Below are 23,025 nucleotides of genomic sequence, written 5' to 3' on the forward strand. Positions count from 1 at the left end.
TCACTTCACAACGCGCACATGGCGCACGTTTTTGCGGTGACTATCCCAGTCAAAATTGGCCCAGATCCCGCCATCCATCTGCAACCGATCCATAACTCTGTCGCCTAGGGTGGCGCACAGATCCGCGTGGTTCAGGTTCGTCAAAATGCCCACAGGTCGCATCGAAGAAAGCCGGCGATCAATGACCTGGTTCAGAATGACTTTCTCGTTTCGGCTGTCGCGTTGAATGCCCACTTCGTCGAGCACCAGCAGGTCAACCCGGCAAAGGTCGTCCAGCAACTCCGCTTCCGATTTTCCGGTGTCGTAGCATTCACGAACCCGTAGCATCAAGTCAGGTATGGTGACCACCAGGACGGTATGCCCGCGTTGAAGCAGGTAATTACCGATCGCCGCGGCCAGATGGTTTTTCCCGGTTCCCGGCTTGCCACTGAAGACAAAACTGGTGAACCCGTCGCCGAAGTTCTGCGCGTAACTTTTTGCCAACGTTAATGCCCGCCGCTGGCCATCGTCGTTCACCTGATAATTTGCGAACGTACAGCTGCGATGCAGATCCTGTATTCCCGCGCGCCCAAAAATTTTCTCAGCGCGAGTCTTCTGGTTTTCACGCTCCAGTTCCTCGCAGCGCTTCCGGCCTTCAGACTCCTGCCAGGTTCGCCACTCGTCGACGCTGCCGAACTTTGGCTGAACCCCGGCTGGAATAATTTTTTGCAGGCGGGCCATCACACCGCCGGTTCCAATATTTTTCATCGCTACCCCCTGAACCCTTTAGGGATTGTCTTGCTAGGCTGGGACACTGTGTTCGGATCCCGTTTTCCAGTTGGTGCTTCAAAGCTCCACTGCTCCTCATAATGCTTTGAGGGGCCAAAAAACGTGGATGCCTGTTTCACGTACTCGGTATTGAGTTTTCCGGCAGCAGCGACGTAACCCGCATATCGTCGGACGCCATCGGTAAGTTCCTGCACTGTTGCGCCTGATTTAATTCGGGCAGTCCAGGCTTTGAACGCGTCGGCCTTGCTATTGCCTCCGGCGCGTTTTGGGTATTCCTTCCAGGCAAGTTCAAACTCTTCCGAGTAACTGCTTTTCGGCTTTTCGGCTGGAGCATCATCGGAAGATTCGTCGTCTGGGGGTGTGGCACCGCCATGCCCCAAATGATCCTTATCTTGTTCCTGTTCCTGATCCTGTTCCTGATCTTGGCTTCGTAGCCCCTTCGAAGCCCCTTCTAAAATTTGGCGCGTTTCACGTTTGATACTCAGATGAAAATCATCTTTATAACGTTCATAAAATGCTGAAAGGAAATAGTTTTCTGTAAGTGACGCATACTCACTCCGTACCCCTGCGCAGCGGTTATCACCTGGTTTTAATGCCTTGCCTACCTGATAGGCGGCCATTTCATGCACCCAGACCATCTCTGTGTCCTCGTCATAGCTACAAAACCCCGCTTCTATGGAGCTTTTAAGCCCCTTCGAAGCCCCTTCTAAGCCCAATCCTGTTTCATGGGCGATATAGAGAATTGGCAGGTAATACAATCCGAGCATGTTTGCGTGTGGCGAGGTCATCAGATAGAACGAGACCACCTGCGCTTCAGCGCCTTTTTTCCGCAGTTCGCGGCCGGTTTTCCCTAGCCAGAATTGCGGTGCGACTGTTGCATAGTCACGCATAGATACTCCTGAACTTATGACGTTGGCTTATCGGTCTTTTCGGCGTGTTTAAAAACCATATCGACGCACATAAAGACGCATTTCTGACAGATAGAGACTCCGGGTCCAGCTATTAGAACTCCCGCAACCTCGATGTTGGTCATCCCGCAGAAAGAACACCTGTGAGTTGGCTGGATGTTTACCTCAACATTGGTTCCTGACATACTTACCTCGCAATTACCTCTTCGTTTTTGCACCTGAGAGCCGTTGGTGTTACAGCACCGCGGCTTTCGTCTTTTTTGGCCTTACGCATTACATGCCCCCCAACATCGAAGTCACAATGGCCATAAGTGGCGCCGTCAACTCCGGATCAATCCGGAACATCTCGACAATTCCCTCACTGAGCTCTTTCAGTTTTTGATGGCGCGGAGCTCCCATAGCAACAGCCACCTTTGCTTCGCTGGTCTCTTTCTCCAGACGAGCCAGGCGAGACATAAAATTGTCTTCGGGTAGAAGGCGGTGACGGTATTCCAGAGGAAGAACGGCCAGAATGGCAGGTGTCAGCTGGCACACATGCTCGCGGTACTTTTCCGATTCGGCCGGGTTATCCAGATAGCGAAAGAGCTTCTGCCGCGCCCGGCTGAGGTCTTCAGGAAAATCGATGCCCTCGCCGCCCTGCTGGCGCCATTCTTCGATGATGTATGCGGAGACAACATCCTGTCCTGCAACCGATGACCAGGCACGAACGGCAGAGCGAATGTTGTCATGCTCAGCCGCTCTCGGCTGATTTCGCTTTATCAGAGCACCGGCGTTGAATCCGGTACTTTGTTGAAAGGAAAGTGTTTGCATGGTCAGTTTTCCTGTTTCGGCAGGCCGTCGGTGGGGTTCGGGTAAGCCTCAGGGTCGATTTCATGAGGTGTCACTTCCCAGTTTAAAAACTGGCAAAGAGCTCTAACCCTCGAGGTCGGGACTTTTCCTGAATTCATCCATCGACTTATGGCTTGTGAAGAAATCCCCATGGCCTCACCTAGTGCTGTCTGTGTGGTAATTGATTTAACTTTCTCTTTGAGTTGTTGATTCATTTCTCCCCCCTAGTGTTAGGAAGAAGAATACAGACTGAAACAGAAAGTTTCAACATGATTACATCAAATTGTTTCAGTTACTTCTGAAACTTGGGGTTGTAAAATGAATTTTATGAATACTAAGACCCATAAAATTTTTGCCTACAGGCTCAACCAAGCGGTTGCTGATTTAGGTTGGAATCTTTCCGATTTAGCCCGTCGCGTAAATATCACGCCGCAGGCGGTTCAGAAGTGGGCAAAAGGTACATCTGCCCCAAGAGGCGAAAAGCTTAAGGCCTTATCTGATGCGACAGGAAAGCCAGAACATTGGTTTTTTATGGCTCCCGATTCAGATGATGCCGATCTTAATGCCCAGCTAGATATCCCCCGAAAACTGGATGAAACAGAGGAAGTTCTTCTCTCAATTTTCAATCAACTTCCTGAAGCAGAGAAATTGCGGCTAATACTCCATGCTAAGGGAGTACTCAGAGACCTGAAATCTTTAAGAGATGATGTGAACGACCTCATAAAAAACATCCAAGATTAAGCCCACCAAATCCCCTAAAGCCGACATTGCTCGGCTTTTCTTTTGCCTTCATTTTATAATTTTAGTTTCAATGCATTGACTAATGAAACTATTCGTTGTAATTTCACCTCATCGACAACAGACGCATTGTTGTCAGGTGATAAACGTTCCGCTGGCCACGTAATGGCTGAGGTTGAAATGAGTAAGAAAGGCATCAGAGCCATGATCATTTCGGCATTTATCGGGCTCTTAATCTGGACTGCGCTTATCTGCGCACTGTGGGAGTTTTTCCAATGATTGATTTCGCACGCAAACCCGCTCGTCAGCAGGCCGTCAAACTGGGCCCAGTGACCGCGTTCATCCGCCGGATGTGTTATCTGCTCGCACAGAAAGGCGATCCATCATGAGCACGATGTTTGCCCTGGTGCTTTCCATCAGCATGACAGTTGGAGGTACGCAGGAAGTTTTACTGGGTGTGTATGAGAGTGAGAAGGCCTGTCAGAGCGCAGCAGCTGAGCAGGACGTAAAAGGTGAGTGTTACCCACTTAAAGGACTGCTGGAAGAGCACCCTGCCGGATTCACGGCGCAGATGTAGGAGGAGTAATGCAGAAGAAATGTGCGTACTGCCGCAAACAGATCGAGGAGGGCCAGGAAGTAAAAATGACCATCCTGATCATTCACGGCGCGCAGCTGGCGCCACGAGAAAGAACGTATTGCTCGAAACGTTGTGGCGAATACGACGCCATGGCTAACGAGGCATAACGTAAAACCCGCCGAAGCGGGCTGTACGTCCGGTGACACCGACCAAAGTTCCACCGGAAATTACCCAAAACCAATGAACACCCAATGGGCGCTATCAATGGCCCGTGGATTCTAACATCCAAAATCGAGGCTACGACATGGAATTTTTTAATCTGATAAAGGCCACTCAAAAATCAGGCAAGCCTGACGGCGTTATCTGGCGCACTGCGAAATCTGAATCCCGCGCGAACCTGCAGCTCGACGTCGATCTGGAAGATGCTGGTATCGAAACCGGCCGCGGTCATGACTATATGAAGCCAATCCGCACCGATTTCCCTGTGTTTAACGACCTGCCGGCTGAGGGCGTGCTTGATTTCGAATGGTGCACACGTTACGAACTCGCCGACGACGGTCGCACCTGGCAACTGAAGGCGGGCGCTGTTCCGGCCGACGGATTTCACCAGGAAGAAACGACGTCTGACGATGAAGCTGTCATCGTCGATGGTGTCGATACAACGACCGGTGAAGTTGTTGGCATTCAGTCCGGCGATGACAATTCCGATATCACTGAATTCGACGACAGCAGCACTCTCTACCCGGTGGTGAAATTGCGTAAACCTCAGCGCATCATCTCGCAGCTTATCAGTGATGCCCTTACGCATCACGTTACCCAGGAACAACGGATCCAAATCGGCACACTGGAGATGGATACCGATAACAGTTATATCCAGAACCTGCTGCTGGCGGCGCGTAATATTACTGAGATTGACAATCTCACCACGGCCAATCTGTGGCGACTGACCGATGCCGTAAAAAAAGTGTTCCCGTCTGATAAACGCACGGAGCTTGGCTTGCTGATTCAGTTCCTGAATACCTGGATGGCCACCCCGCATATTGATCGCGGCCTTCTGGTAAAAGAGTGGGCGGCCGGAAACCGGACATCACTGATTCAGCGGACCGACGCGGGTGCGAACGCTGGCGGCGGCATTGCTACAGATCGCAACCCGGATTATGAGCATACGCTGGATACTCTGGATCAGGAGATTGCACTGGCCACGCTCCCAATGGATTTCGACATCTACGATTTCCCGGTTTCAGTTCATCGTCGCGCAAAAGACAGTATCAAAGCCAAAGAAAGCCCGTGGAAGGAGTGGTCGGCAGCGCTGCGCAGCACGCCAGGTATTCTGGATTATTCCCGCGCATCGATTTTTGCGCTGATCCGCGGCGCGCATGCTGACGTCCATCATTTCCCGACCAGCCTCCGGACGTACATCAACGCGAATCTGACGGAGTCTCAACACGACAAACCGAAGGCTGAAACCGTAAATGCTGCGTGTCACTCGCCAGAAAGTAACGCCGTTGATGATTTTGGCCGCCAGCTCGCTGCTGATCGTGGTGAATATGTTGAAGGCATCAGCGACCCTAATGATCCCAAATGGGTACGAGAAGACCTTACAAAAACACAGCACCCGCAAGTCGCCAACCTTGGCGGCGGCATGTTCTCCATTGAAGGCCTAATGGCCTCTCCTGCCCCAACGAGCACTAAAGAAGAGGCCACCAGCAATGTGCAGATGGAAACGACTGTCGAGGTCGAAGGCAAAAATGATAACCCGGTATCAACGAGCGAAAGCGCTGATGCAGCTGCTCCGCAAACAAATGCCGTAGACGCACAAAAAATAATGACTGAGCGCTGCCCTGAACTGGCCGCCGCCGTTTTAAAAGACCAGGAGCTCGCGAGCACTGCCGGTGAATCTGTCGAAGAAGTTAACGCAGAAACCGAACAGGTATCCGCAGCGCCAGCATGGCCGGAATATTTCGAGCCAGGCCGTTATGAAGGCGTGCCGAATGAGGTTTATCACGCGGCGAACGGCACCAGCTCGACGATGGTGAAAGATGCCCGTATATCGCTGATGTATTTCGAAGCACGCCACGTTTCCAGAACTATTCAGAAGGTGCATTCCCCGGTACTGGATATGGGTAACCTGGTGCATGCACTGGCACTGCAGCCTGATGACATGGATAAAGAGTTCAGTGTCGAACCTGAGATCCCGGAAGGTGCATTCACCACCACCGCAACGATCCGCTCTTTTATCGATGAGTACAACGCCGCCCTACCGGCGCTGTTGAGCGCTGACGATATCAAAACATTGCTGGAAGCTCACAACGCCACCCTACCGCAGCCAGTTCCTTTGGGTGATGACGTTACCCAAACAGGTGAAAACTACATGACCCTGCCTGCTGAATTTCAGCGCGTAGAAGAAGGCCAGAAAGTCACCGCAGCAAAAATGAAGGCCTGCATCAAAGAGTACAACGCCACTCTTCCAGCTCAGGTTAAAACCAGCGGCAGCCGCGATGCTCTGTTGGAACAACTGGCAATTATTAACCCTGACCTCGTCGCGCAGGAAGCCCAGAAGCCACAACCACTGAAAGTCTCGGGTACCAAAGCAGATCTGATGCAGTCCGTTAAGTCGGTAAATCCGGACGCAGTATTTGCCGACGAACTCCTGGATGCCTGGCGCGATAACCCCGAAGCAAAAGTGCTGGTTACCCGTCAGCAATTGGCTACGGCGTTAGCCATTCAGAAAGCCCTCCTTAATCACCCGACCGCCGGTAAGTTGCTGACGCACCCGAGCCGAGCCGTCGAGGTGAGCTATTTCGGTATTGATGAGGAAACCGGGCTGGAAATTCGTGTGCGCCCTGACCTTGAGATCGACATGGGCGGCCCGCGTATCGGTGCCGACCTGAAAACCATAAGCATGTGGAACATCAAGCAGGAAGGCCTGCGCGCGAAATTGCACAGAGAAATCATTGAGCGCGATTACCACCTGAGCGCGGCTATGTACTGCGAAACCGCAGCGCTTGACCAGTTCTTCTGGATCTTCGTCAACAAAGACGAGAACTACCACTGGATCGCCATCATCGAAGCATCGGCCGAATTGCTGGAACTGGGGATGCTCGAATACCGTAAAGCGATGCGCGCCATCGCGAACGGTTTCGACACTGGAGAATGGCCGGCGCCGATCACCGAAGACTACGCCGAAGAGCTCAACGATTTTGATGTGCGCCGTCTCGAAGCGCTGCGTGTACAGGCATAAGGGGAAACACTATGGAAAACACTAACATTGTTACTGCTGAACAGCAGGCTCCAAACACGATATCTGCCAGTAACGCCATCTTTAACGTGCAGGCATTGGGCCAGTTGACTGCATTCGCGAACCTGATGGCAGATTCTCAGGTTACGGTGCCCGCACACCTTGCCGGTAAACCTGCAGATTGCATGGCGATCGTTATGCAGGCAATGCAATGGGGTATGAATCCCTATGCAGTCGCGCAAAAAACTCATTTGGTGAACGGCGTTCTCGGATACGAAGCCCAGCTTGTCAACGCGGTAATCGCCAGCTCCAGCGCCATTCATGGGCGGTTCCACTACCGTTATGGCGGCGACTGGGAGCGCTGCACCAGGACGCAGGAAATCACAAGAGAAAAGCACGGTAAAAACGGGAAATATAATGTCACCGAGCGCGTGCGTGGATGGACGGATGAAGACGAGATCGGTTTGTTCATTCAGGTTGGTGCCATCCTTCGCGGTGAATCCGAAATTACCTGGGGAGAGCCTCTTTACCTTTCCGGGATCGTGACCCGCAACTCCCCTCTCTGGGTTTCCAATCCTAAGCAACAGATTGCCTATCTGGGAGTGAAATATTGGGCTCGCCTGTACTGCCCGGAAGTAATCCTTGGCGTTTACAGCCCGGACGAGGTGGAGCAACGCACCGAGCGTGAAATCAACCCGGCGCCAGTACAGAGAATGTCTGTGGCAGAGATCACCGGCGGAGCAGACATCACCACCAGCGCTCAGGAATCAGGTCTCAACATTGATTCCCTGGAGGATGATTTCCGTGACCGCATTGAGCGCGCCGAATCGGTTGATGCAGCGAAAGCTATCCGGGCAGACCTAGATAAAGAGAAAGCAGTCCTCGGTACCGTCCTGTTCACCGAGCTGAAAGGTAAAGCCGTGCAGCGTTATTTCATGGTTGATGCACGAAATAAGGTGGAAGCCGCGATCAATTCCATTCCCAACTCTGGAGACCCAGAAGCCGCAGAGCTGTTTTCAAAAGCTGAAAATACTCTCACCGCCGCTAAACGCAATCTCGGTGACGAACTGTACGACCAGTTCCGCATCACCCTGGATGACATGAAACCGGAATACGTGGGCTAAGGGAGGCGGGAGGGTACGCCCTCCCGGTGACGATATGACGAAAATTACTGACGGTAAAAAATACTGCTACCGCTACGACGATGGTCACGATGGAGAAGGCCGCCCGGTCGTAACTCTTTGGAAACGGGTCATCATTCGTGAGACGGAGAAAACCTTCTGGCACTGCGAAGATATGCCGAACATGACCTCTGATCAGCTTATTCAGTATCGCACTGGTGGCCGGAAAGAGAATCAAAAATATCACGTAAAACGCTGCCTGAAGGGTGCCGATCGCTCACGTTATCATTACACCCGGGAAGAGGCCTTACGCGCTTTCGTGTACCGGAAAATGTATCAACTTGAGAAGGTCCAGCTTACGGCTGAAACAGTTCAAATGTGCCTGTTGGGGTTGCGTGAAGCGGGGATGATTGTTGGTGGATATCGGTGCACGGTTGAAAAACTGCCTGAAGATACCGGTTTTGTGGCGGCCGCGGGTCCAGGTCCGATAGCGTCAACTTATAGCTGGGGGGAATACTAATGAGCCTCAAACATCGTTTACCTGAAATTGAAGCCAGCATTAACCCTGCGGCGTTACGCGCAGCAGCTGATGAGTATTCGGATCTGCTGCTGACGCTGTGCCTTTGCATGAAGATGGCCGGTCCCACCCGGGCGAATGTACGCGCCTGCGCCACTGAACTGAAAAAGCGTCTGACTACCTGGCATAGCCAGAAAGAACTCAACGCCATTCTGTCCAGTTGGGATCCGGTTGGTTACGTGCTTGGGCTCCGCCGGGAAGCGAACGATAACGCTCGCGCTGCCGGCGACCCCGTTGACGTCTTTGTGTGAGGTGAGCATGCGACTAATAAACCGAAGCAAACAATCCCCACTCGGCCGTCAGGCTTGTGACGCGGCACTCGCTAAGCACGTAGAACTATACGGCGCATACGGACGCCAGAAGACGAAACGGACTTATACGGTCATCGTTGAGGGCTCAAAAATCACCGTTGAAGTCGTGAACCGGAAATGCAGCTACGTGGCGACGGCCATGAACTGTGCTCGCAGACTGCGGCACCTTCCAGGACAATGCAACTAAGAGAGAAATCATGAATAACACTTCGCAAGCGCCTGATGAGATTTTGATAACTAGCGACGTTTTGTCCAGATACAAAATTTCTCGCAGCACGTTGTATTTCTGGAGCACCCCTTCTCGTATGCCTTCATTTTTTTCTCAGCCGTTCCCGAAGCCAAGGATAAATGGCAGCCCAAAAAGGTGGAGACTATCAGACCTACTCGCATGGGAGGAAAACGTTGGCATCAAACCAGAGGTTGACCAATCAGGGTTTCCAGATGACTCTGCCAAACGGCTAACCAATGCCTCTGATCATCCAGGTAATCATGCAGGTTATAGCGTGCCATGACTCCGGACATATGATGTCCAAGCAATTTCTCAATAACATGAGGGGGCGCGCCTAATTCTGAAAGGCGCGTCGCGATTGTTCTTCTAAGGTCATGGAGCGACCATGATTTCATACCTGTTTTGGCGATTATCTGAGCTGAAAATAAAGCCACATTTGGCTGAAGTGGAGGTCTGTCATCCTCTGGTCCTTTGTATCGTGACACTGTAACGACATGAGTCGATACGGATGATTCTTTGTAGGACGCCATCATTTTGACCACCGCCTCAGGCAAAGCCCTTCTAACCGATTTCCCGGTTTTGTAATCGCTGCCCGGGATAGTCCATGTTCGATCGCGGAAATCAAACCACTCCCACTTTGCTGTCCTTATTTCAGTGCTTCTGCAGCCGGTCATAATAAGAAACTTCATGATCAGCTGTTGCCTGTCCTTCATCTCAGGAAGAGCATTCCAGAGGGTTTTGATTTCTTCATCACTTAATTTTCGATCTTTGACGGCGGCGGTAAGCCCGACATCGGAGCGCCTCAGGGTTTCAATAGGGTTAATGTTAATCACCCCTCGATTAGAGCAGAAGCGGAACGTTCGCTGCATCAACCCAAGCATTTGTCCAGTAACAACCCGTCTACCCATACCATCAAAAAGACTCAGCCAGTGCGCCTTAGTTGTCTGGTCAACGATCATATTTCCCAGAACGGGATTAATGTGATTGTTAAAGTCCCGGCGATTAACCTTGATTTTGACTATCCCCTCGGGAATGCAGTAATACTTCTCCCAGTAATCGAAAGCTTCTTTGACAGTTATCGCATCGATTTTTTTCTGCTTTTCCAGCACGGCCTGACGTCTTGGGTCCAAACCTTCCACCAGCCAGGATCTGAACTGCTGTCTGCGTTCCCTTGCATGAGATAATGATACGCTCGGATATTCACCAATCGTCAGCTGTACGGCCTTGCCGTTCCATCTGTAGCGATAAAAGAATGTTATACTGCCGGTTATAGATAACCTTACATTCAATCCGTGAGCATCTGAAATGACATCAATTTTGTCTCTTTTCTTGCCAAGGGCCTTTCTTAACTTGGTGTCAGTAAGCATGTGTACATTCCGAAGAAGATATACACATGAGTGTACACATTTTCTGTAAATTGAGAACCATCAAGGTTATCCGTACTAAACAGATTTAAAGCAAGAATGAGCGGCAAAGCCGCTAGGTAAGCGGAAACATTAAAAAGACGTAAAGCATGATTAACGAATATAAAACGGATTCATATGCCCTACGATAGTGTGTATCTGGAAAAGCGTCCGCCCGGGGCGCTGCGTACCGTCTGGCGAAAATTCTACGGCGACACGACTGCGATGATCGGCCTGTACGGCTGCGCGGGTCTGGTGCTGCTGTGCGTCTTCGGCGGCTGGTTTGCCCCTTATGGTATCGATCAGCAGTTTCTTGGCTACCAGCTGTTGCCGCCGTCATGGTCGCGCTATGGCGAAGTGTCGTTCTTCCTCGGGACCGACGATCTCGGTCGCGATGTATTGAGCCGTCTGCTGAGCGGCGCGGCGCCGACCGTCGGCGGCGCTTTTGTCGTCACCTTCGCGGCGACGCTGTTTGGCCTGGTGCTCGGCGTCGTCGCCGGCTCAACCCATGGCCTACTGTCGGCGATGTTGAACCATATCCTCGATACCCTGCTGTCGATTCCGTCGCTGCTGCTGGCCATTATTGTCGTGGCTTTCGCCGGGCCGCATCTGAGCCACGCGATGTTCGCCGTCTGGCTGGCGCTGCTGCCGCGTATCGTGCGTTCGGTCTACAGCATGGTGCATGATGAGCTGGAAAAAGAGTACGTCATCGCCGCCCGTCTCGACGGCGCGTCGACATTAAATATTCTCTGGTTTGCGGTGCTGCCGAATATCGCCTCCGGGCTGGTCACGGAGATCACCCGCGCATTATCCATGGCGATTCTCGATATCGCTGCCCTGGGCTTTCTCGACCTCGGCGCCCAGCTTCCCTCCCCGGAATGGGGGGCGATGCTGGGCGACGCGCTGGAGCTGATTTACGTCGCGCCATGGACGGTAATGCTGCCCGGTGCGGCGATTATGATTAGCGTCCTGTTGGTCAACCTGCTGGGCGACGGGATCCGCCGCGCCATTATCGCCGGGGTGGAATAATGCCGTTACTTGATATTCGCAACCTGACCATTGAGTTCAAAACCAACGAGGGCTGGGTCAAAGCCGTCGACCGCGTCAGCCTGACCCTTGCGGAAGGTGAGATTCGCGGCCTGGTGGGCGAATCCGGCTCCGGTAAAAGTTTAATTGCCAAAGCGATCTGTGGCGTCACCAAAGACAACTGGCGGGTCACCGCCGACCGTATGCGTTTCGATGATATCGATCTCTTACGCCTTTCCAGCCGCGAACGCCGCAAGCTGATTGGCCACAACGTGTCGATGATTTTTCAGGAGCCACAGTCCTGTCTCGATCCGTCGGAGCGTATCGGCCTGCAGTTAATGCAGAATATCCCCGGCTGGACCTTTAAAGGCCGCTGGTGGCAGCGTATCGGCTGGCGAAAACGCCGGGCCATCGAACTGCTGCATCGTGTCGGGATTAAAGATCACAAAGACGCCATGCGCAGTTTTCCCTACGAATTAACCGACGGGGAGTGTCAGAAGGTGATGATTGCCATCGCCCTCGCCAACCAGCCGCGTCTGCTGATCGCCGATGAGCCGACCAACGCCATGGAACCGACAACCCAGGCGCAAATCATCCGCCTGCTTACGCGTCTGAATCAGAACAATAACACCACCATTTTGCTGATCAGCCACGATATGCAGATGCTCAGCAAATGGGCGGATAAAATCAATGTCATGTACTGCGGACAAACGGTAGAAACGGCGCCCAGCGAAGAGCTGGTGACAACGCCTCATCATCCGTATACCCAGGCATTAATCCGCGCGATCCCGGATTTTGGCAGCGCGCTCCCGCATAAAAGCCGCCTGAATACGCTGCCGGGAGCCATCCCTCTGCTCGAGCAGCTGCCGATCGGCTGCCGTCTTGGACCGCGGTGCCCCTACGCGCAGCGTGAATGCATTGAAACGCCGCGCCTGACCGGAGCCAGAACGCATCTGTATGCCTGTCATTTCCCGCTAAACATGGAGAAAGAGTGAAATGGTCGAAACATTGCTCGAAGTCCGTAATCTGAGTAAGACCTTTCGCTACCGTACCGGCTGGTTTCGTCGTCAGATGGTGGAAGCGGTGAAACCGCTCAGTTTTACGCTGCGCGAACGCCAGACGCTGGCGATTATCGGCGAGAACGGTTCAGGAAAATCGACCCTGGCGAAAATGCTGGCGGGCATGATCGAACCGACATCCGGCGAGCTGTTGATTGACGATCATCCGCTGACGTTTGGCGACTACTCTTTCCGCAGTCAGCGTATCCGCATGATCTTTCAGGACCCGTCGACCTCGCTGAACCCGCGGCAGCGTATTTCGCAGATCCTCGACTTCCCGCTGCGCCTGAATACCGACCTCGAACCAGAGGCGCGGGAGAAGCAGATTATTGAGACGCTGCGAATGGTCGGCCTGCTGCCGGACCACGTGAGCTACTATCCACATATGCTGGCTCCCGGCCAGAAGCAGCGTCTGGGCCTCGCGCGCGCGCTGATTCTGCGTCCGAAAGTGATCATCTGTGATGAAGCCCTGGCGTCGCTGGATATGTCAATGCGTTCGCAGCTGATCAACCTGATGCTGGAGTTACAGGAGAAACAGGGGATTTCGTATATCTACGTGACCCAGCATCTGGGGATGATGAAGCATATCAGCGACCAGGTTCTGGTGATGCATCAGGGCGAGGTCGTCGAGCGCGGCAGTACTGCCGATGTGCTGGCGTCACCGCTGCACGACCTCACCCGACGTCTGATTGCCGGCCACTTTGGCGAGGCGCTGACCGCCGATGCCTGGCGCAAAGACGGTAAATAACCGTCCGCGCCGGCAGCAGCTCCATCGGCTCTAGTCCGGGAACACGCTCTGCGTCGGCAGCACGCGACGATCAAAACGACGCAGCGCGTAGTAAAGAGCCCCGGTCCCGAACCAGCCGATAATCCAGGAGACATCGTTGCCGGCAAACAGCCACGTCAGCGAGCCGTGATACAGCGGGTTCTCAATAAACGGCAGCTGGATAAGCACGCCGGCCACATAAACGACAATCGCGTAGATGTTCCAGTATCCGTAACGCTGTTGCGGATCGGAGAGCGCGGGAATATCCACGGCGCCTGCGGAAATCAGATAGTAGTCGGTCAGACTGATGGCGCTCCACGGAACGAAAAACGCCAGCAGGAAGAGCAGAAAATGGGTGAAGTTCTTTAAGAACGCCGGCTCGCTCAACAACGCAATCACGCATGAGATAGCCACCATCAGCACCACGAAGAGAATACGCGCCCGCTTCGACAGCGAAGCCTGACGGCGAAATCCGGAAACGATGGTGCTCAGCGACATAAAGCTGCCGTAGGCGTTCAGGGTGGTAAAGGTGATTTTGCCAAAGCAGATCGCAAAGTAAATCACCATCGCCATCAGCTGGCTTTTGCCTAACCCGACGATAAAGCTCACTTCATGGCCGGAAAACGCGCTGCCGGCGATAGCCGCCGTCAGAACGCCTAGCGTCATCGATGCCTGAGTCCCCAGCACCGTACCGCTGAAGACGCACAAAAACGTTTTCGCGCCCGAGACATTGCGCGGCAGATAGCGAGAGTAATCGGAAACGTAGGGGCAGAATGCAATCTGCCACGACGATGATAACGACACGGCCAGTAAAAACATCGGCAGAGAAAAATGGTTATTCTGCGCGATCGCCGGCAGATTGGCGGACAGCAGCAGCGTCACGAACAGATAGACAAACGCCAGCACCCCGACCACGCTCGCCACTTTGCCCAGCTTATGGATGACCCTATAGCCCAGCACGGCAATCACAATAATAATCGCGCTGAACAACAACATGCCGGCCACGTCAGAGATCGACAGCAGCCTTGCCATTGCCTGACCGGCCAGTACGGTACCGCTGGCCGAAAAGCCGACATACATCACGCACACCAGCACCAGCGGCACCACGGCACCAAACACGCCAAACTGCGCCCGGCTGATGATCATCTGCGGCAACCCCAGGCGCGGCCCCTGTAGCGCATGCAGGGACATCACCGCCGCGCCAAGCACCTGCCCCACCAACAGCCCAATCAGCGACCAGACAACATCGCCCCCCAGCACCACCGCCAGCGCACCGGTGACGATGGCGGTAATCTGCAGATTACCGCCAGCGCACCGGTGACGATGGCGGTAATCTGCAGATTACCGCCGAACCACAGCGTAAACTGGCTAAAGGGATGCCCGTGGCGTTCGCGGTCAGGAATATAATCGATCGACCGCGTTTCCGTTAACCCCTGTTCGCGCTGGGTTGACTGCCGGTCGGCTGGTGAAAAAGAAGACATTATTTCCTCGCTATAGATTATTGTTATTGTTGTGTTTTATTTTCTTATTCTGTTGCTATTGACCGTTCAGGCGCGATGCCATCCAGTCAGCCCGATGGCTTTTGATGGTCGCCACCGCTTTGGCGATTTCTGGCGCCAGCCAGCGATCGTCTTCCCATGTCGCCACGCGCTGTCGCAGCAGCGCCAGCGCGTGACGCGTGCCGGCTGCCAGCATGTCCTGAGCATGAAACTCCAGCCCCTGAGCGGCCAGCAGATACTCGATCGCCATAATTTGATACAGGTTGGCCAGCAGGCGCTGTAGCTTGAGCGACGCGCCGGTCCCCAGGCTCAGGTGATCTTCCTGCAGCGCCGAGGTCACAAAATTATCAAGCACCGCCGGCTGCGCCAGCTGCTTGTTCTCCGCACAAAGCGAGGCCGCGACGTACTGGGCGATCATCATCCCGGAGTTCACCCCGGGTTTGGCCACCAGGAACGCCGGCAGGCCGCTGATTAACGGGTTGACCAGGCGATCCAGACGCCGCTCGGCAATCGCGCCCAGTTCGGCCATCGCAATCGCCAGCACATCACAGGCCATGGCGACCGATTCCCCATGCGGATGCGCCTGCGATACCACTCGCCAGTTCTCGAGGGTGCCGAGAATCAAGGGATTATCCGTACAGGCGTTCAGCTCGGTGTTAATTTGCCGCTCGGCATGATCGAACTGATCGCGGCAGGCGCCGTGTACCTGCGGCATAGATCGCAGACTGAGCGCATCCTGGGTACGTATCCCCTGGCTGACGCTCAACAGTGGACTGTCGGCGAGCAGCTGGCGTAATCGGGCGCCGCTGTGCTGCATGCCAGGACTGGCCTTCAATTCCAGGATCTCGGCGTCAAACGCCACGATCTGTCCGCGCAGCGCTTCAAAACTCATCGCACCGGTGACGTCGGCCCAGTCCAGCAGTTGGCTGGCGTCGTCGAGGGCCAGACAGGCCATTCCGGTCATACACGGCGTCCCGTTGACCAGGCTTAATCCCTCTTTTGCCCCCGGCGAAATGGCGGATAGTCCCGCCTGCGCCAGCGCTTCGGCAGCAGGAACCACCCGCCCCTGCCAGCTCACCTCGCCGATCCCCATCAGCGCCAGACCGATATGCGCCATATGCGTCAGATAGCCCACCGAACCTTGCGAAGGCACCTGCGGCGTGATTTGCTGATTCAGGAAGGCGAGCAGCTGTTGCACGATGGCGCAGGAAATCCCGGACTTACCATGGCTGTAGTTGGCGACGGCGGCGCACATAATGGCCCGCGTCTGGGCGTCGTCCAGCAGAGGGCCGACGCCGCAGGCGTGGCTCAACAGCGTATTGCGCGATAGCTGGCTCAGCTGCTCTTCAGGCAGAGTGATATTGCACAAGGCTCCGAGGCCGGTATTAATCCCGTAGGCTATCTGCCCCGCGTCGATAATATGCTGAACAATCGCTCGCCCCTGTGCGATGCGCTCCCAGGCGCCGGCGCTGAGCGCCAGCTGCGCCTGGCCTCTGGCGACCTGCACAACCTCCTGCCAGCATAACGGGGCGTCGCCCCACAGCACCTGTTGGTTCATACGGATTGTCCTGGTTGGTGATGGCTGGAAATAAACTGTTGAAAACGCGGCGACCCATGCGCGCCGAACAGCGCCTCCGGCGCGCCGTCGCAATCAATCGTGCCTTGATGCATAAACACCACGCGGTTGGAGACATGGCGGGCAAAGCCTAGCTCATGCGTGACCACCAGCATCGTGCGCCCCTCTTCCGCCAGGCTGCGCATCACTTTTAATACTTCGCCCACCAGTTCCGGATCTAACGCCGAAGTCGGCTCATCAAAGAGCATCACCTCCGGATCCATCGCCAGCGCCCGGGCTATTGCCACGCGCTGTTGCTGACCTCCCGAGAGCTGGGCCGGGTAAAAATCCTTGCGGTTCAACATGCCGACGCGATCGAGCAGCTGCTCCGCCTGTTCAATGCACTCCTGCTTACTGCGTTTGAGGACGTAATGCGGCCCTTCAATCACGTTTTGCAGCACCGTCATATGCGACCACAGGTTAAAGCTTTGGAACACCATCCCCAGCCGCGAACGCAGACGTTCGATCTGCTTAGGGTTGGCCGCTAAACGGTGGCCGCGCGCATGGTGTTTCATCTCAATGGTTTCACCCCCCACGCTGACCACGCCCGCATCGGGTGTTTCCAGCAGGTTGATGCAGCGCAACAGCGTACTCTTACCTGAACCGCTGGCGCCCAGAATCGAGATCACATCGCCTTTTTGCGCCTGGATAGAAATTCCCTTCAGCACATCAAGTGAACCAAAGGATTTATGGATATCGCTGACGGACAGCGTCACGGGACGGGGATCGTGCATACTATTCTCCTTTGGCGGCCGGTTTGAGTGCGACGGTGGCCGGGGTTTGCCGGGTATGCGGCGTCAGACGACGCTCAAGCAGCGCATAAAGCTGTACGATGATAAAGTTGAGCAGCAAATAGATAACCGCGGCGCAGAGAAAGACCTCCATCGTCCGGTAGGTTCTCTGGATAATTTGCTGCGCCACGCCGGTCACATCCCACACCGTCACCAGACTGGCCAGCGCGGTGGATTTCACCAGCAAAATCGCCTCGGTTGAGTAGGCCGGCAGCGCATAGCGCAGCATCACCGGGGCGATGATGCGGCGCAGCAGCAGAAAACGGGACATCCCGCATGCCTGTCCGGCTTCAATCTGGCCAGAGGGCACCGCCAGCAGCGCGCCGCGCAGGATTTCCGCGGTGTAGGCGGCGGTACACAGCGCCAGCGCCAGCACCGCGCAGATAAACGGCTCGCGCAGCAGCGGCCACAGAAAACTGTGGCGAATCACGCCAAACTGCCCCAGCCCGTAATAGATAAGAAACAGCTGGATCAGCAGCGGCGAACCGCGAAACACCAGAATGTAACCTTTGGCAACATTGCTGAGCAGCGGCCAGCGGCTCATGCGCAGCGCCAGAACCCCCACCGCCAGTACGCCGCCGCAGAGAAAGGAGCAGATAAACAGCCCCAGCGTGACCGGCAGCGCGGCACAGAGCTTGAGGAAGGTATCGCTGAGAAAGGCAACGTCGATAAACATAAATTCTCCTTAAGCCTGAGCCGCGGTACGGCGCAGCCAGGCGCGATTCAGGCGAAGTTCCGCCCGAATAAACGCCCGGTTGGACACCAGGGTGAGTATCAGGTAGCAGCCGCCGCCAATCACATAGAACAGGAAGTATTCGCGGGTGGAGCCAGCGGCGATCTGGCTGGCGCGCATTAGCTCCGCAATCCCCGTCACCGAGACCAGCGCCGAATCTTTAAGGCTCATCTGCCAGACGTTTGACAACCCAGGCAGCGAATAGCGGGCAATCTGCGGCAGCATGATGCGCTGAAAAATCCGCCAGCGCGGCATGCCGATTGCCGATGCCGCCTCGACTTCACCGGGCATCAGCGCCAGGCGCGCCGCGCGGTAAACTTCAGCCTGATAAGAGGCGGAAATTAAGCCGATAGCCAGCGAGCCAATCAGAAACGGCGGGACCTCGATAAAGCCGTCGGCGCCAAACAGCTGACCAATCGCCGAGACCAGTCCAGACCCGCCAAAATAGAACAGGTAAATGACCAGCAGCTCAGGAATGCCGCGGAATACCACCGAATAGGCGGAGCCGAACCAGCGCACGGGGGCGTGTGGCGACAGCTTTGCTGCGGCAATCATGCCGCCGACCACGGCGCCGACCGCTAACGCGGCGAGAGACAGCAGCAGCGTGGTCAGCGTCGCGCTCAGGATGAGCGTTCCCCAACCGTTCTCACCAAAACTCAGCAGACTAAGCATCTTCAACCTCACTTATGGCGTGACATCGCTTTTAAACCATTTTTCGCTCAGCTTTTTCACCGTTCCGTCCGCCAGCGCGGCCTGAATCGCGGTATCCAGCTTCGCTTTTAAATCGACATCAGCGTGACGAACGCCCATCGCTTCGCCCTCGCCCCAGATGGGGCCGCTCAGCTGCGGGCCGCTGAAGTTGAGGTTGCTGTTTTCCGGACGCGCAAGGGTGGTGTTGGCGAAGGTAATATCGTCGAAGACGGCATCAATACGTTCGGCCTGGAGATCCAAAATAGCGTCCGCTGAATTGCTGTATTCACGAATATCGGCCACATCTTTGAAGTATTTGTCGATGAACGGGGTATAAACGGTGCCGGAAGCGATACCGATCGTTTTTCCTTTCAGGGCCGCTTTTAATGGCGCAATCGCCGCCTGAATCTCTTTTTCATCATCGTTAAGCTTGATGGTGTGGTTGGCTCCGGTCGCCGGCGGCAGCAACGTGCCTTTTACCGCGATAAATGACGCCGGTGTTGCGGCATAGGGGACCGTGAAGGAGACCACCTGTTTTCTTTCCGGGGTGATGACGATGGCGTCCATAATCACATCGTATTTCCCGGCGTTGAGTCCGGCGATCATCCCGTCCCAGTTTTGCACCACCAGCTTGCACTCAATGCCCATGCGCTGGCAGAGATTAGCCATCAGTTCTGGTTCGAAGCCGCTGAGCTTGCCGCCCGGCAGCGTCAGGTTCCAGGGTTCATAACCCCCTTCCGTTGCGATGGTGATGGACTTCCACTCTTTGGCATTGACCGTACTGCCGCAGAGCAAAAGTCCTGAAAACAGGGTTGTCAGACAGACCTGGCGAAAAGTGATGCTCTGCTTCATGATAATTCTCCTGATTTCATTTAAGTCATGCCGCTCTGGCGGTGCCAGCCGGACGTAAAATTCAGATGACAGAGCATGTATATACAAGCATTGACAAATCAGCACACCCTCCTGATGATGGATTTGTGAGCTGCACTGTAAATAATTTGTAATCGAATTGAAAATTGTGTGTAGCTAAAACTTTACACAAAGCGACAAAGCGATGGTGAAACTGCGATGATAACTCCCTTTAACTTCTCTTCCCTGCCGAGGACTCCGTGGAAAAACGGCGGCGGCGAAACCCGCGAAATTGTCAGCGTGCCCTCGCCTGACGCCGATGCCCCGTTTCTGTGGCGAGCCAGCATTGCCACGCTGGAGCACGACGGACCGTTTTCCCGGTTCAGCGGCATTGACCGGATCATTACCTTAATTGAGGGCCAGCCGCTCTGGCTTCGCGGCGAGGGGATTCATCATCATCTGAGACGCTGGGAGCCGTGGGCATTTTCCGGCGAATGGGCGCTGGGTAGCGAAGGCATTTCCGCACCGGGGCTGGATTTTAACATTATGACGCAACGCACCCGCGCGGCTGCGCAGGTCAGCGTGGTCTCCGGTGAACAGCATCCCGGTAACGAAGGCATCGCCTGGGTACTTCAGGGATGCTGGCAGCTTGCCGGCGAACGCTATGACGCGCGCTCAGGGCTCTGGTGGCAGAGCCAGTCGCCCGGGGCCCTGATTCCACTCTCGCCTGATGCCCGGCTTTTGCTGACCGGTATCACCCGTCGTTAGCCCGCACAACGCCGGGCAAGAGGCGTAAAACGAGCCTGACATCCGGTGATATACTGGAGTGTGTCTGGTCGTCATTACGTGTTAAGGCACGAAAATATCGTGACACAAGGGGTCGTCAGTGGGATATAATTCTCGGCTAAATTTGAGTTATTTTGAAATAACAACCTTAACCCCATGATTGTTAAAGTAAAAATAAGCAATAACGATAAGGATTAAAGCTATGGGTTTTCTTTCCGGTAAGCGCATTCTGGTCACTGGCGTTGCCAGCAAACTGTCCATCGCCTACGGTATTGCGCAAGCAATGCACCGTGAAGGGGCTGAACTGGCGTTCACCTATCAGAACGAAAAACTGAAAGGTCGTGTGGAAGAATTTGCCGCGGCACTGGGTTCTGACATCGTACTGCCGTGCGACGTGGCTGAAGATGAGAGCATCGACTCTCTGTTCGCTGAACTGACTAAAGTCTGGCCGAAATTTGACGGCTTCGTTCACTCAATCGGTTTCGCACCGGCTGACCAGCTGGACGGCGACTACGTCAACGCGGTCACCCGCGAAGGTTTCAAAATCGCTCACGATATCAGCGCCTACAGCTTCGTGGCGATGGCGAAAGCCTGCCGCGGTATGCTGAACCCGGGTTCCGCGCTGCTGACGCTCTCCTATCTGGGCGCAGAGCGTGCGATTCCTAACTACAACGTTATGGGTCTGGCAAAAGCGTCTCTGGAAGCGAACGTGCGCTACATGGCAAACGCGATGGGTCCGGAAGGCGTGCGCGTTAACGCCATCTCTGCGGGTCCAATCCGTACGCTGGCAGCGTCCGGCATTAAAGATTTCCGTAAAATGCTGGCGCATTGCGAAGCGGTTACCCCGATTCGCCGTACCGTGACTATCGAAGACGTGGGTAACAGCGCAGCCTTCCTGTGCTCCGACCTGTCTGCCGGTATCTCCGGTGAAGTCGTTCACGTCGATGGCGGTTTCAGCATCGCGGCAATGAACGAGCTGGAACTGAAATAAGTTCCTTTCCCTCCTCACCCCGTGAGGAGGGATTGCCTTCGCGGCATCCCGTTCTTCCCTGCATTTCCTGCATTTCCTGCATTTCCTGCATTTCCTGCATTTCCTGCATTTCCTGCATTTCCTGCATTTCCTGCATTTCCTGCATTTCCTGCATTTCCTGCATTTCCTGCATTTCCTGCATTTCCTGCATTTCCTGCATTTCCTGCATTCCAGAAACCTACATTCACCCCTGTTATTCCAAACAGCTATTTGTTAGCACGTATCAATATTTTCTCCCGCTCCAGGGTTACGCCAGGATAGTTATGCATATATGGCCGACGGAAGTGCGGCTCGCCACATACCGATCAAGGAACGCCCATGGAGCAACGCCGCGTGTATGGCAAAAACCACTGGTATCATGAAACCCAGTCAACAATCTGCCCGGTGGATGTGCTGCCGCTCGTCCCTGAAGCCGCCCATGTCGAAGATCGCTTTTTACTCGATCTGACGTTACCGGAAGAGTGGCTTCACGCCCATGCGGGCTGGCTGACGCCAGCGCGATGTCTGGCCGACGCGCTCTTCCCTGCCTCCGTCGTCGTCAATCGCTTACAAACCGTTAGCGCTTATGACCGACTGAGCACTGCGCTGACCGTCGCTCAGGTGTATGGCGTGCAGCGACTGTGTAATCACTATGCCGCCCGGCTGGCGCCGCTGCCGGGACCGGACTCTTCACGTGAGAGCAATCGCCGACTGGCGCAAATGACCCAATATGCCCGCCAGCTGGCCGGTTCGCCTTCGGTCATTAACACCCTTTCCCGCAGCCAGCTGGATGAGGTCGGGTTAACCAGCCGCGATATGATCCTCATTAATCAGATTGTCGGTTTTGTCGGTTTCCAGGCGCGCGCAATTGCCGCGTTTCACGCCGGCCTCGGCTTTCCGGTGCGCTGGATGCCGGGAATGCCGCAGCAGGAAGATGCGCCGGCAGACGATTTTACGATCGGTCAGCTGACCTGGACACCCGACATCAACGATACCGATCTCCGCTATGCCAATGACGAACGCCAGGTGCTGCTGGCCGACTGGCTACCGCATCCTGGCCTGTCCGGGCTGGCGCCGCTGCTTGCAGCCCACGAAACAATACTCAAAGCCCAGCATCAATTACTCACCCAATTAAGCGTAAATCAGCCTTTTGCTTCGCTGGTGGCGCTGATGACCGCGCGCATCAACGGTAGCGCCAGCTGTTTTAACGCCTGGGCCGAAAGCGGATCCGTTTCCCCGCAGCTTGCTGATGCATTACGCCACGATGAGCGTACGCCAGAAGCCTGGGAACCAAGCCATCCCACCGAGCGCGTCATCTTGCAGGCGGTACAGCTTTTGACCCGGGCGCCCGACCGTTTCAGCGCGGCGCAATTAACGCCCCTCGCTGAACAGGGGCTTTCCCATGCGCAGATTATCGATATTCTGGCGTGGAGCGGAGCGTGTGGCTGGATGAATCGTCTGAAAATCGCCCTCGGCATCGTTCGTCAACAGACGTAAAATGCCAA

At 54.9% G+C, this 23,025-nt stretch carries 25 protein-coding genes and 3 pseudogenes; 15 read left to right on the forward strand and 13 right to left on the reverse strand.

Going from position 1 to position 23,025, the window contains the following annotated elements; translation table 11 throughout:
• The 5 genes from OQV00_RS15140 to OQV00_RS15160 all read right to left on the reverse strand — a co-directional run bounded on the left by OQV00_RS15140 (position 1) and on the right by OQV00_RS15160 (position 2,719).
• Complete coding sequence (locus tag OQV00_RS15140) at positions 1 to 747, reverse strand: ATP-binding protein (RefSeq protein ID WP_266278905.1); 747 nt, start codon at positions 745 to 747, stop codon at positions 1 to 3.
• A gap of 2 nt (positions 748 to 749) precedes the next feature.
• Entirely contained in the window at positions 750 to 1,658 is a 909-nt protein-coding gene (locus OQV00_RS15145; RefSeq protein WP_266278907.1) for a DNA-binding protein, read from the reverse strand.
• 14 nt (positions 1,659 to 1,672) lie between these two features.
• Positions 1,673 to 1,861 carry a ClpX C4-type zinc finger protein gene (locus tag OQV00_RS15150; RefSeq protein WP_132731225.1) on the reverse strand — a complete coding sequence of 63 codons (189 nt, stop codon included), beginning with the start codon at positions 1,859 to 1,861 and terminating at the stop codon, positions 1,673 to 1,675.
• Between the two features lie 88 nt (positions 1,862 to 1,949).
• Complete coding sequence (locus tag OQV00_RS15155) at positions 1,950 to 2,486, reverse strand: toxin YdaT domain-containing protein (RefSeq protein ID WP_266278913.1); 537 nt, start codon at positions 2,484 to 2,486, stop codon at positions 1,950 to 1,952.
• A 2-nt stretch (positions 2,487 to 2,488) separates the two neighbouring features.
• Positions 2,489 to 2,719 (reverse strand): transcriptional regulator, encoded by a 231-nt coding sequence (locus OQV00_RS15160; RefSeq protein ID WP_154145339.1) that lies wholly within the window; start codon positions 2,717 to 2,719, stop codon positions 2,489 to 2,491.
• 112 nt (positions 2,720 to 2,831) lie between these two features.
• Here OQV00_RS15160 and OQV00_RS15165 point away from each other — a divergent pair, with 112 nt between their 5' ends.
• From OQV00_RS15165 to OQV00_RS15205, 9 genes and pseudogenes are all read left to right on the forward strand, one after another.
• A complete protein-coding gene (locus OQV00_RS15165) occupies positions 2,832 to 3,245 on the forward strand; it encodes a helix-turn-helix domain-containing protein (protein ID WP_154145340.1) in 414 nt (137 codons plus the stop codon).
• 272 nt (positions 3,246 to 3,517) lie between these two features.
• Positions 3,518 to 3,631: pseudogene (locus OQV00_RS15170) on the forward strand (hypothetical protein); the annotation flags it as partial.
• Positions 3,628 to 3,819: a DUF1482 family protein gene (locus OQV00_RS15175; protein WP_266278916.1), complete on the forward strand. Its 192-nt coding sequence runs from the start codon at positions 3,628 to 3,630 to the stop codon at positions 3,817 to 3,819. The pseudogene OQV00_RS15170 and the gene OQV00_RS15175, both read left to right, overlap by 4 nt.
• 8 nt (positions 3,820 to 3,827) lie before the next feature.
• Complete coding sequence (locus tag OQV00_RS15180) at positions 3,828 to 3,986, forward strand: YdaE family protein (protein ID WP_099843682.1); 159 nt, start codon at positions 3,828 to 3,830, stop codon at positions 3,984 to 3,986.
• A gap of 137 nt (positions 3,987 to 4,123) precedes the next feature.
• Positions 4,124 to 7,060: a RecE family exodeoxyribonuclease gene (locus tag OQV00_RS15185; protein ID WP_266278919.1), complete on the forward strand. Its 2,937-nt coding sequence runs from the start codon at positions 4,124 to 4,126 to the stop codon at positions 7,058 to 7,060.
• Positions 7,023 to 8,181, forward strand: a pseudogene (locus tag OQV00_RS15190) (RecT family recombinase). The gene OQV00_RS15185 and the pseudogene OQV00_RS15190 overlap by 38 nt, the downstream one beginning before the upstream one ends.
• A gap of 34 nt (positions 8,182 to 8,215) precedes the next feature.
• A complete protein-coding gene (locus OQV00_RS15195; protein ID WP_104897273.1) occupies positions 8,216 to 8,698 on the forward strand; it encodes a hypothetical protein in 483 nt (160 codons plus the stop codon).
• Complete coding sequence (locus OQV00_RS15200; RefSeq protein WP_266278921.1) at positions 8,698 to 9,006, forward strand: DUF7740 domain-containing protein; 309 nt, start codon at positions 8,698 to 8,700, stop codon at positions 9,004 to 9,006. Before OQV00_RS15195 ends, OQV00_RS15200 begins: the two co-directional genes overlap by 1 nt.
• A 7-nt stretch (positions 9,007 to 9,013) precedes the next feature.
• Complete coding sequence (locus OQV00_RS15205; RefSeq protein ID WP_224262354.1) at positions 9,014 to 9,253, forward strand: DUF4060 family protein; 240 nt, start codon at positions 9,014 to 9,016, stop codon at positions 9,251 to 9,253.
• 221 nt (positions 9,254 to 9,474) lie between these two features.
• Here OQV00_RS15205 and OQV00_RS15215 read toward each other — a convergent pair whose 3' ends face one another.
• Positions 9,475 to 10,662, reverse strand: a complete 1,188-nt coding sequence (locus OQV00_RS15215; RefSeq protein WP_266278924.1) for a tyrosine-type recombinase/integrase — start codon at positions 10,660 to 10,662, stop codon at positions 9,475 to 9,477.
• Between the two features lie 174 nt (positions 10,663 to 10,836).
• Here OQV00_RS15215 and sapC point away from each other — a divergent pair, with 174 nt between their 5' ends.
• The 3 genes from sapC to sapF are packed head-to-tail and all read left to right on the forward strand — an operon-like array spanning position 10,837 to position 13,530.
• On the forward strand, positions 10,837 to 11,727 hold the full coding sequence (gene sapC, locus OQV00_RS15220; RefSeq protein ID WP_004861118.1) for a putrescine export ABC transporter permease SapC: 891 nt from the start codon (positions 10,837 to 10,839) through the stop codon (positions 11,725 to 11,727).
• Positions 11,727 to 12,719 carry a putrescine export ABC transporter ATP-binding protein SapD gene (gene sapD / locus OQV00_RS15225; protein WP_004861115.1) on the forward strand — a complete coding sequence of 331 codons (993 nt, stop codon included), beginning with the start codon at positions 11,727 to 11,729 and terminating at the stop codon, positions 12,717 to 12,719. Before sapC ends, sapD begins: the two co-directional genes overlap by 1 nt.
• A 1-nt stretch (position 12,720) precedes the next feature.
• Positions 12,721 to 13,530, forward strand: coding sequence for a peptide ABC transporter ATP-binding protein SapF (sapF, locus tag OQV00_RS15230; protein ID WP_004861112.1), 810 nt, complete (start codon positions 12,721 to 12,723; stop codon positions 13,528 to 13,530).
• A 30-nt stretch (positions 13,531 to 13,560) separates the two neighbouring features.
• On the opposite strand, the pseudogene OQV00_RS15235 reads toward sapF, so the two are convergent.
• From OQV00_RS15235 to OQV00_RS15260, 6 genes and pseudogenes are all read right to left on the reverse strand, one after another.
• Positions 13,561 to 15,029 (reverse strand): annotated as a pseudogene (locus OQV00_RS15235) (purine-cytosine permease family protein).
• A gap of 55 nt (positions 15,030 to 15,084) precedes the next feature.
• A complete protein-coding gene (locus OQV00_RS15240; RefSeq protein ID WP_266278926.1) occupies positions 15,085 to 16,605 on the reverse strand; it encodes an HAL/PAL/TAL family ammonia-lyase in 1,521 nt (506 codons plus the stop codon).
• The gene (locus OQV00_RS15245; protein ID WP_004861098.1) at positions 16,602 to 17,396 is read right to left on the reverse strand and encodes an ABC transporter ATP-binding protein; all 795 of its coding nucleotides are present in this window, start codon (positions 17,394 to 17,396) and stop codon (positions 16,602 to 16,604) included. Before OQV00_RS15245 ends, OQV00_RS15240 begins: the two co-directional genes overlap by 4 nt.
• A 1-nt stretch (position 17,397) precedes the next feature.
• A complete protein-coding gene (locus tag OQV00_RS15250) occupies positions 17,398 to 18,129 on the reverse strand; it encodes an ABC transporter permease (RefSeq protein ID WP_032717296.1) in 732 nt (243 codons plus the stop codon).
• 9 nt (positions 18,130 to 18,138) lie between these two features.
• Positions 18,139 to 18,858 (reverse strand): ABC transporter permease, encoded by a 720-nt coding sequence (locus tag OQV00_RS15255; RefSeq protein WP_032717294.1) that lies wholly within the window; start codon positions 18,856 to 18,858, stop codon positions 18,139 to 18,141.
• A gap of 12 nt (positions 18,859 to 18,870) precedes the next feature.
• Positions 18,871 to 19,728, reverse strand: coding sequence for a transporter substrate-binding domain-containing protein (locus OQV00_RS15260; RefSeq protein WP_015584562.1), 858 nt, complete (start codon positions 19,726 to 19,728; stop codon positions 18,871 to 18,873).
• A gap of 216 nt (positions 19,729 to 19,944) precedes the next feature.
• Between OQV00_RS15260 and OQV00_RS15265 the strand changes: the two genes are divergently transcribed.
• A complete protein-coding gene (locus OQV00_RS15265; RefSeq protein WP_015584563.1) occupies positions 19,945 to 20,493 on the forward strand; it encodes a HutD/Ves family protein in 549 nt (182 codons plus the stop codon).
• A 220-nt stretch (positions 20,494 to 20,713) separates the two neighbouring features.
• Positions 20,714 to 21,502, forward strand: coding sequence for an enoyl-ACP reductase FabI (gene fabI / locus OQV00_RS15270; RefSeq protein WP_004861084.1), 789 nt, complete (start codon positions 20,714 to 20,716; stop codon positions 21,500 to 21,502).
• Here the strand turns inward: fabI and OQV00_RS15275 are convergent.
• A complete protein-coding gene (locus OQV00_RS15275) occupies positions 21,465 to 21,701 on the reverse strand; it encodes a hypothetical protein (protein WP_266278928.1) in 237 nt (78 codons plus the stop codon). The genes fabI and OQV00_RS15275 overlap by 38 nt on opposite strands.
• A gap of 158 nt (positions 21,702 to 21,859) precedes the next feature.
• Here OQV00_RS15275 and OQV00_RS15280 point away from each other — a divergent pair, with 158 nt between their 5' ends.
• Positions 21,860 to 23,017 carry a carboxymuconolactone decarboxylase family protein gene (locus tag OQV00_RS15280; protein ID WP_004861081.1) on the forward strand — a complete coding sequence of 386 codons (1,158 nt, stop codon included), beginning with the start codon at positions 21,860 to 21,862 and terminating at the stop codon, positions 23,015 to 23,017.
• Positions 23,018 to 23,025 lie beyond the last annotated feature (8 nt).

The sequence above is a fragment of the Klebsiella sp. DY2415 genome, assembly GCF_026314315.1.
In the GTDB taxonomy this organism is placed as follows: Bacteria; Pseudomonadota; Gammaproteobacteria; order Enterobacterales; family Enterobacteriaceae; genus Klebsiella; species Klebsiella ornithinolytica.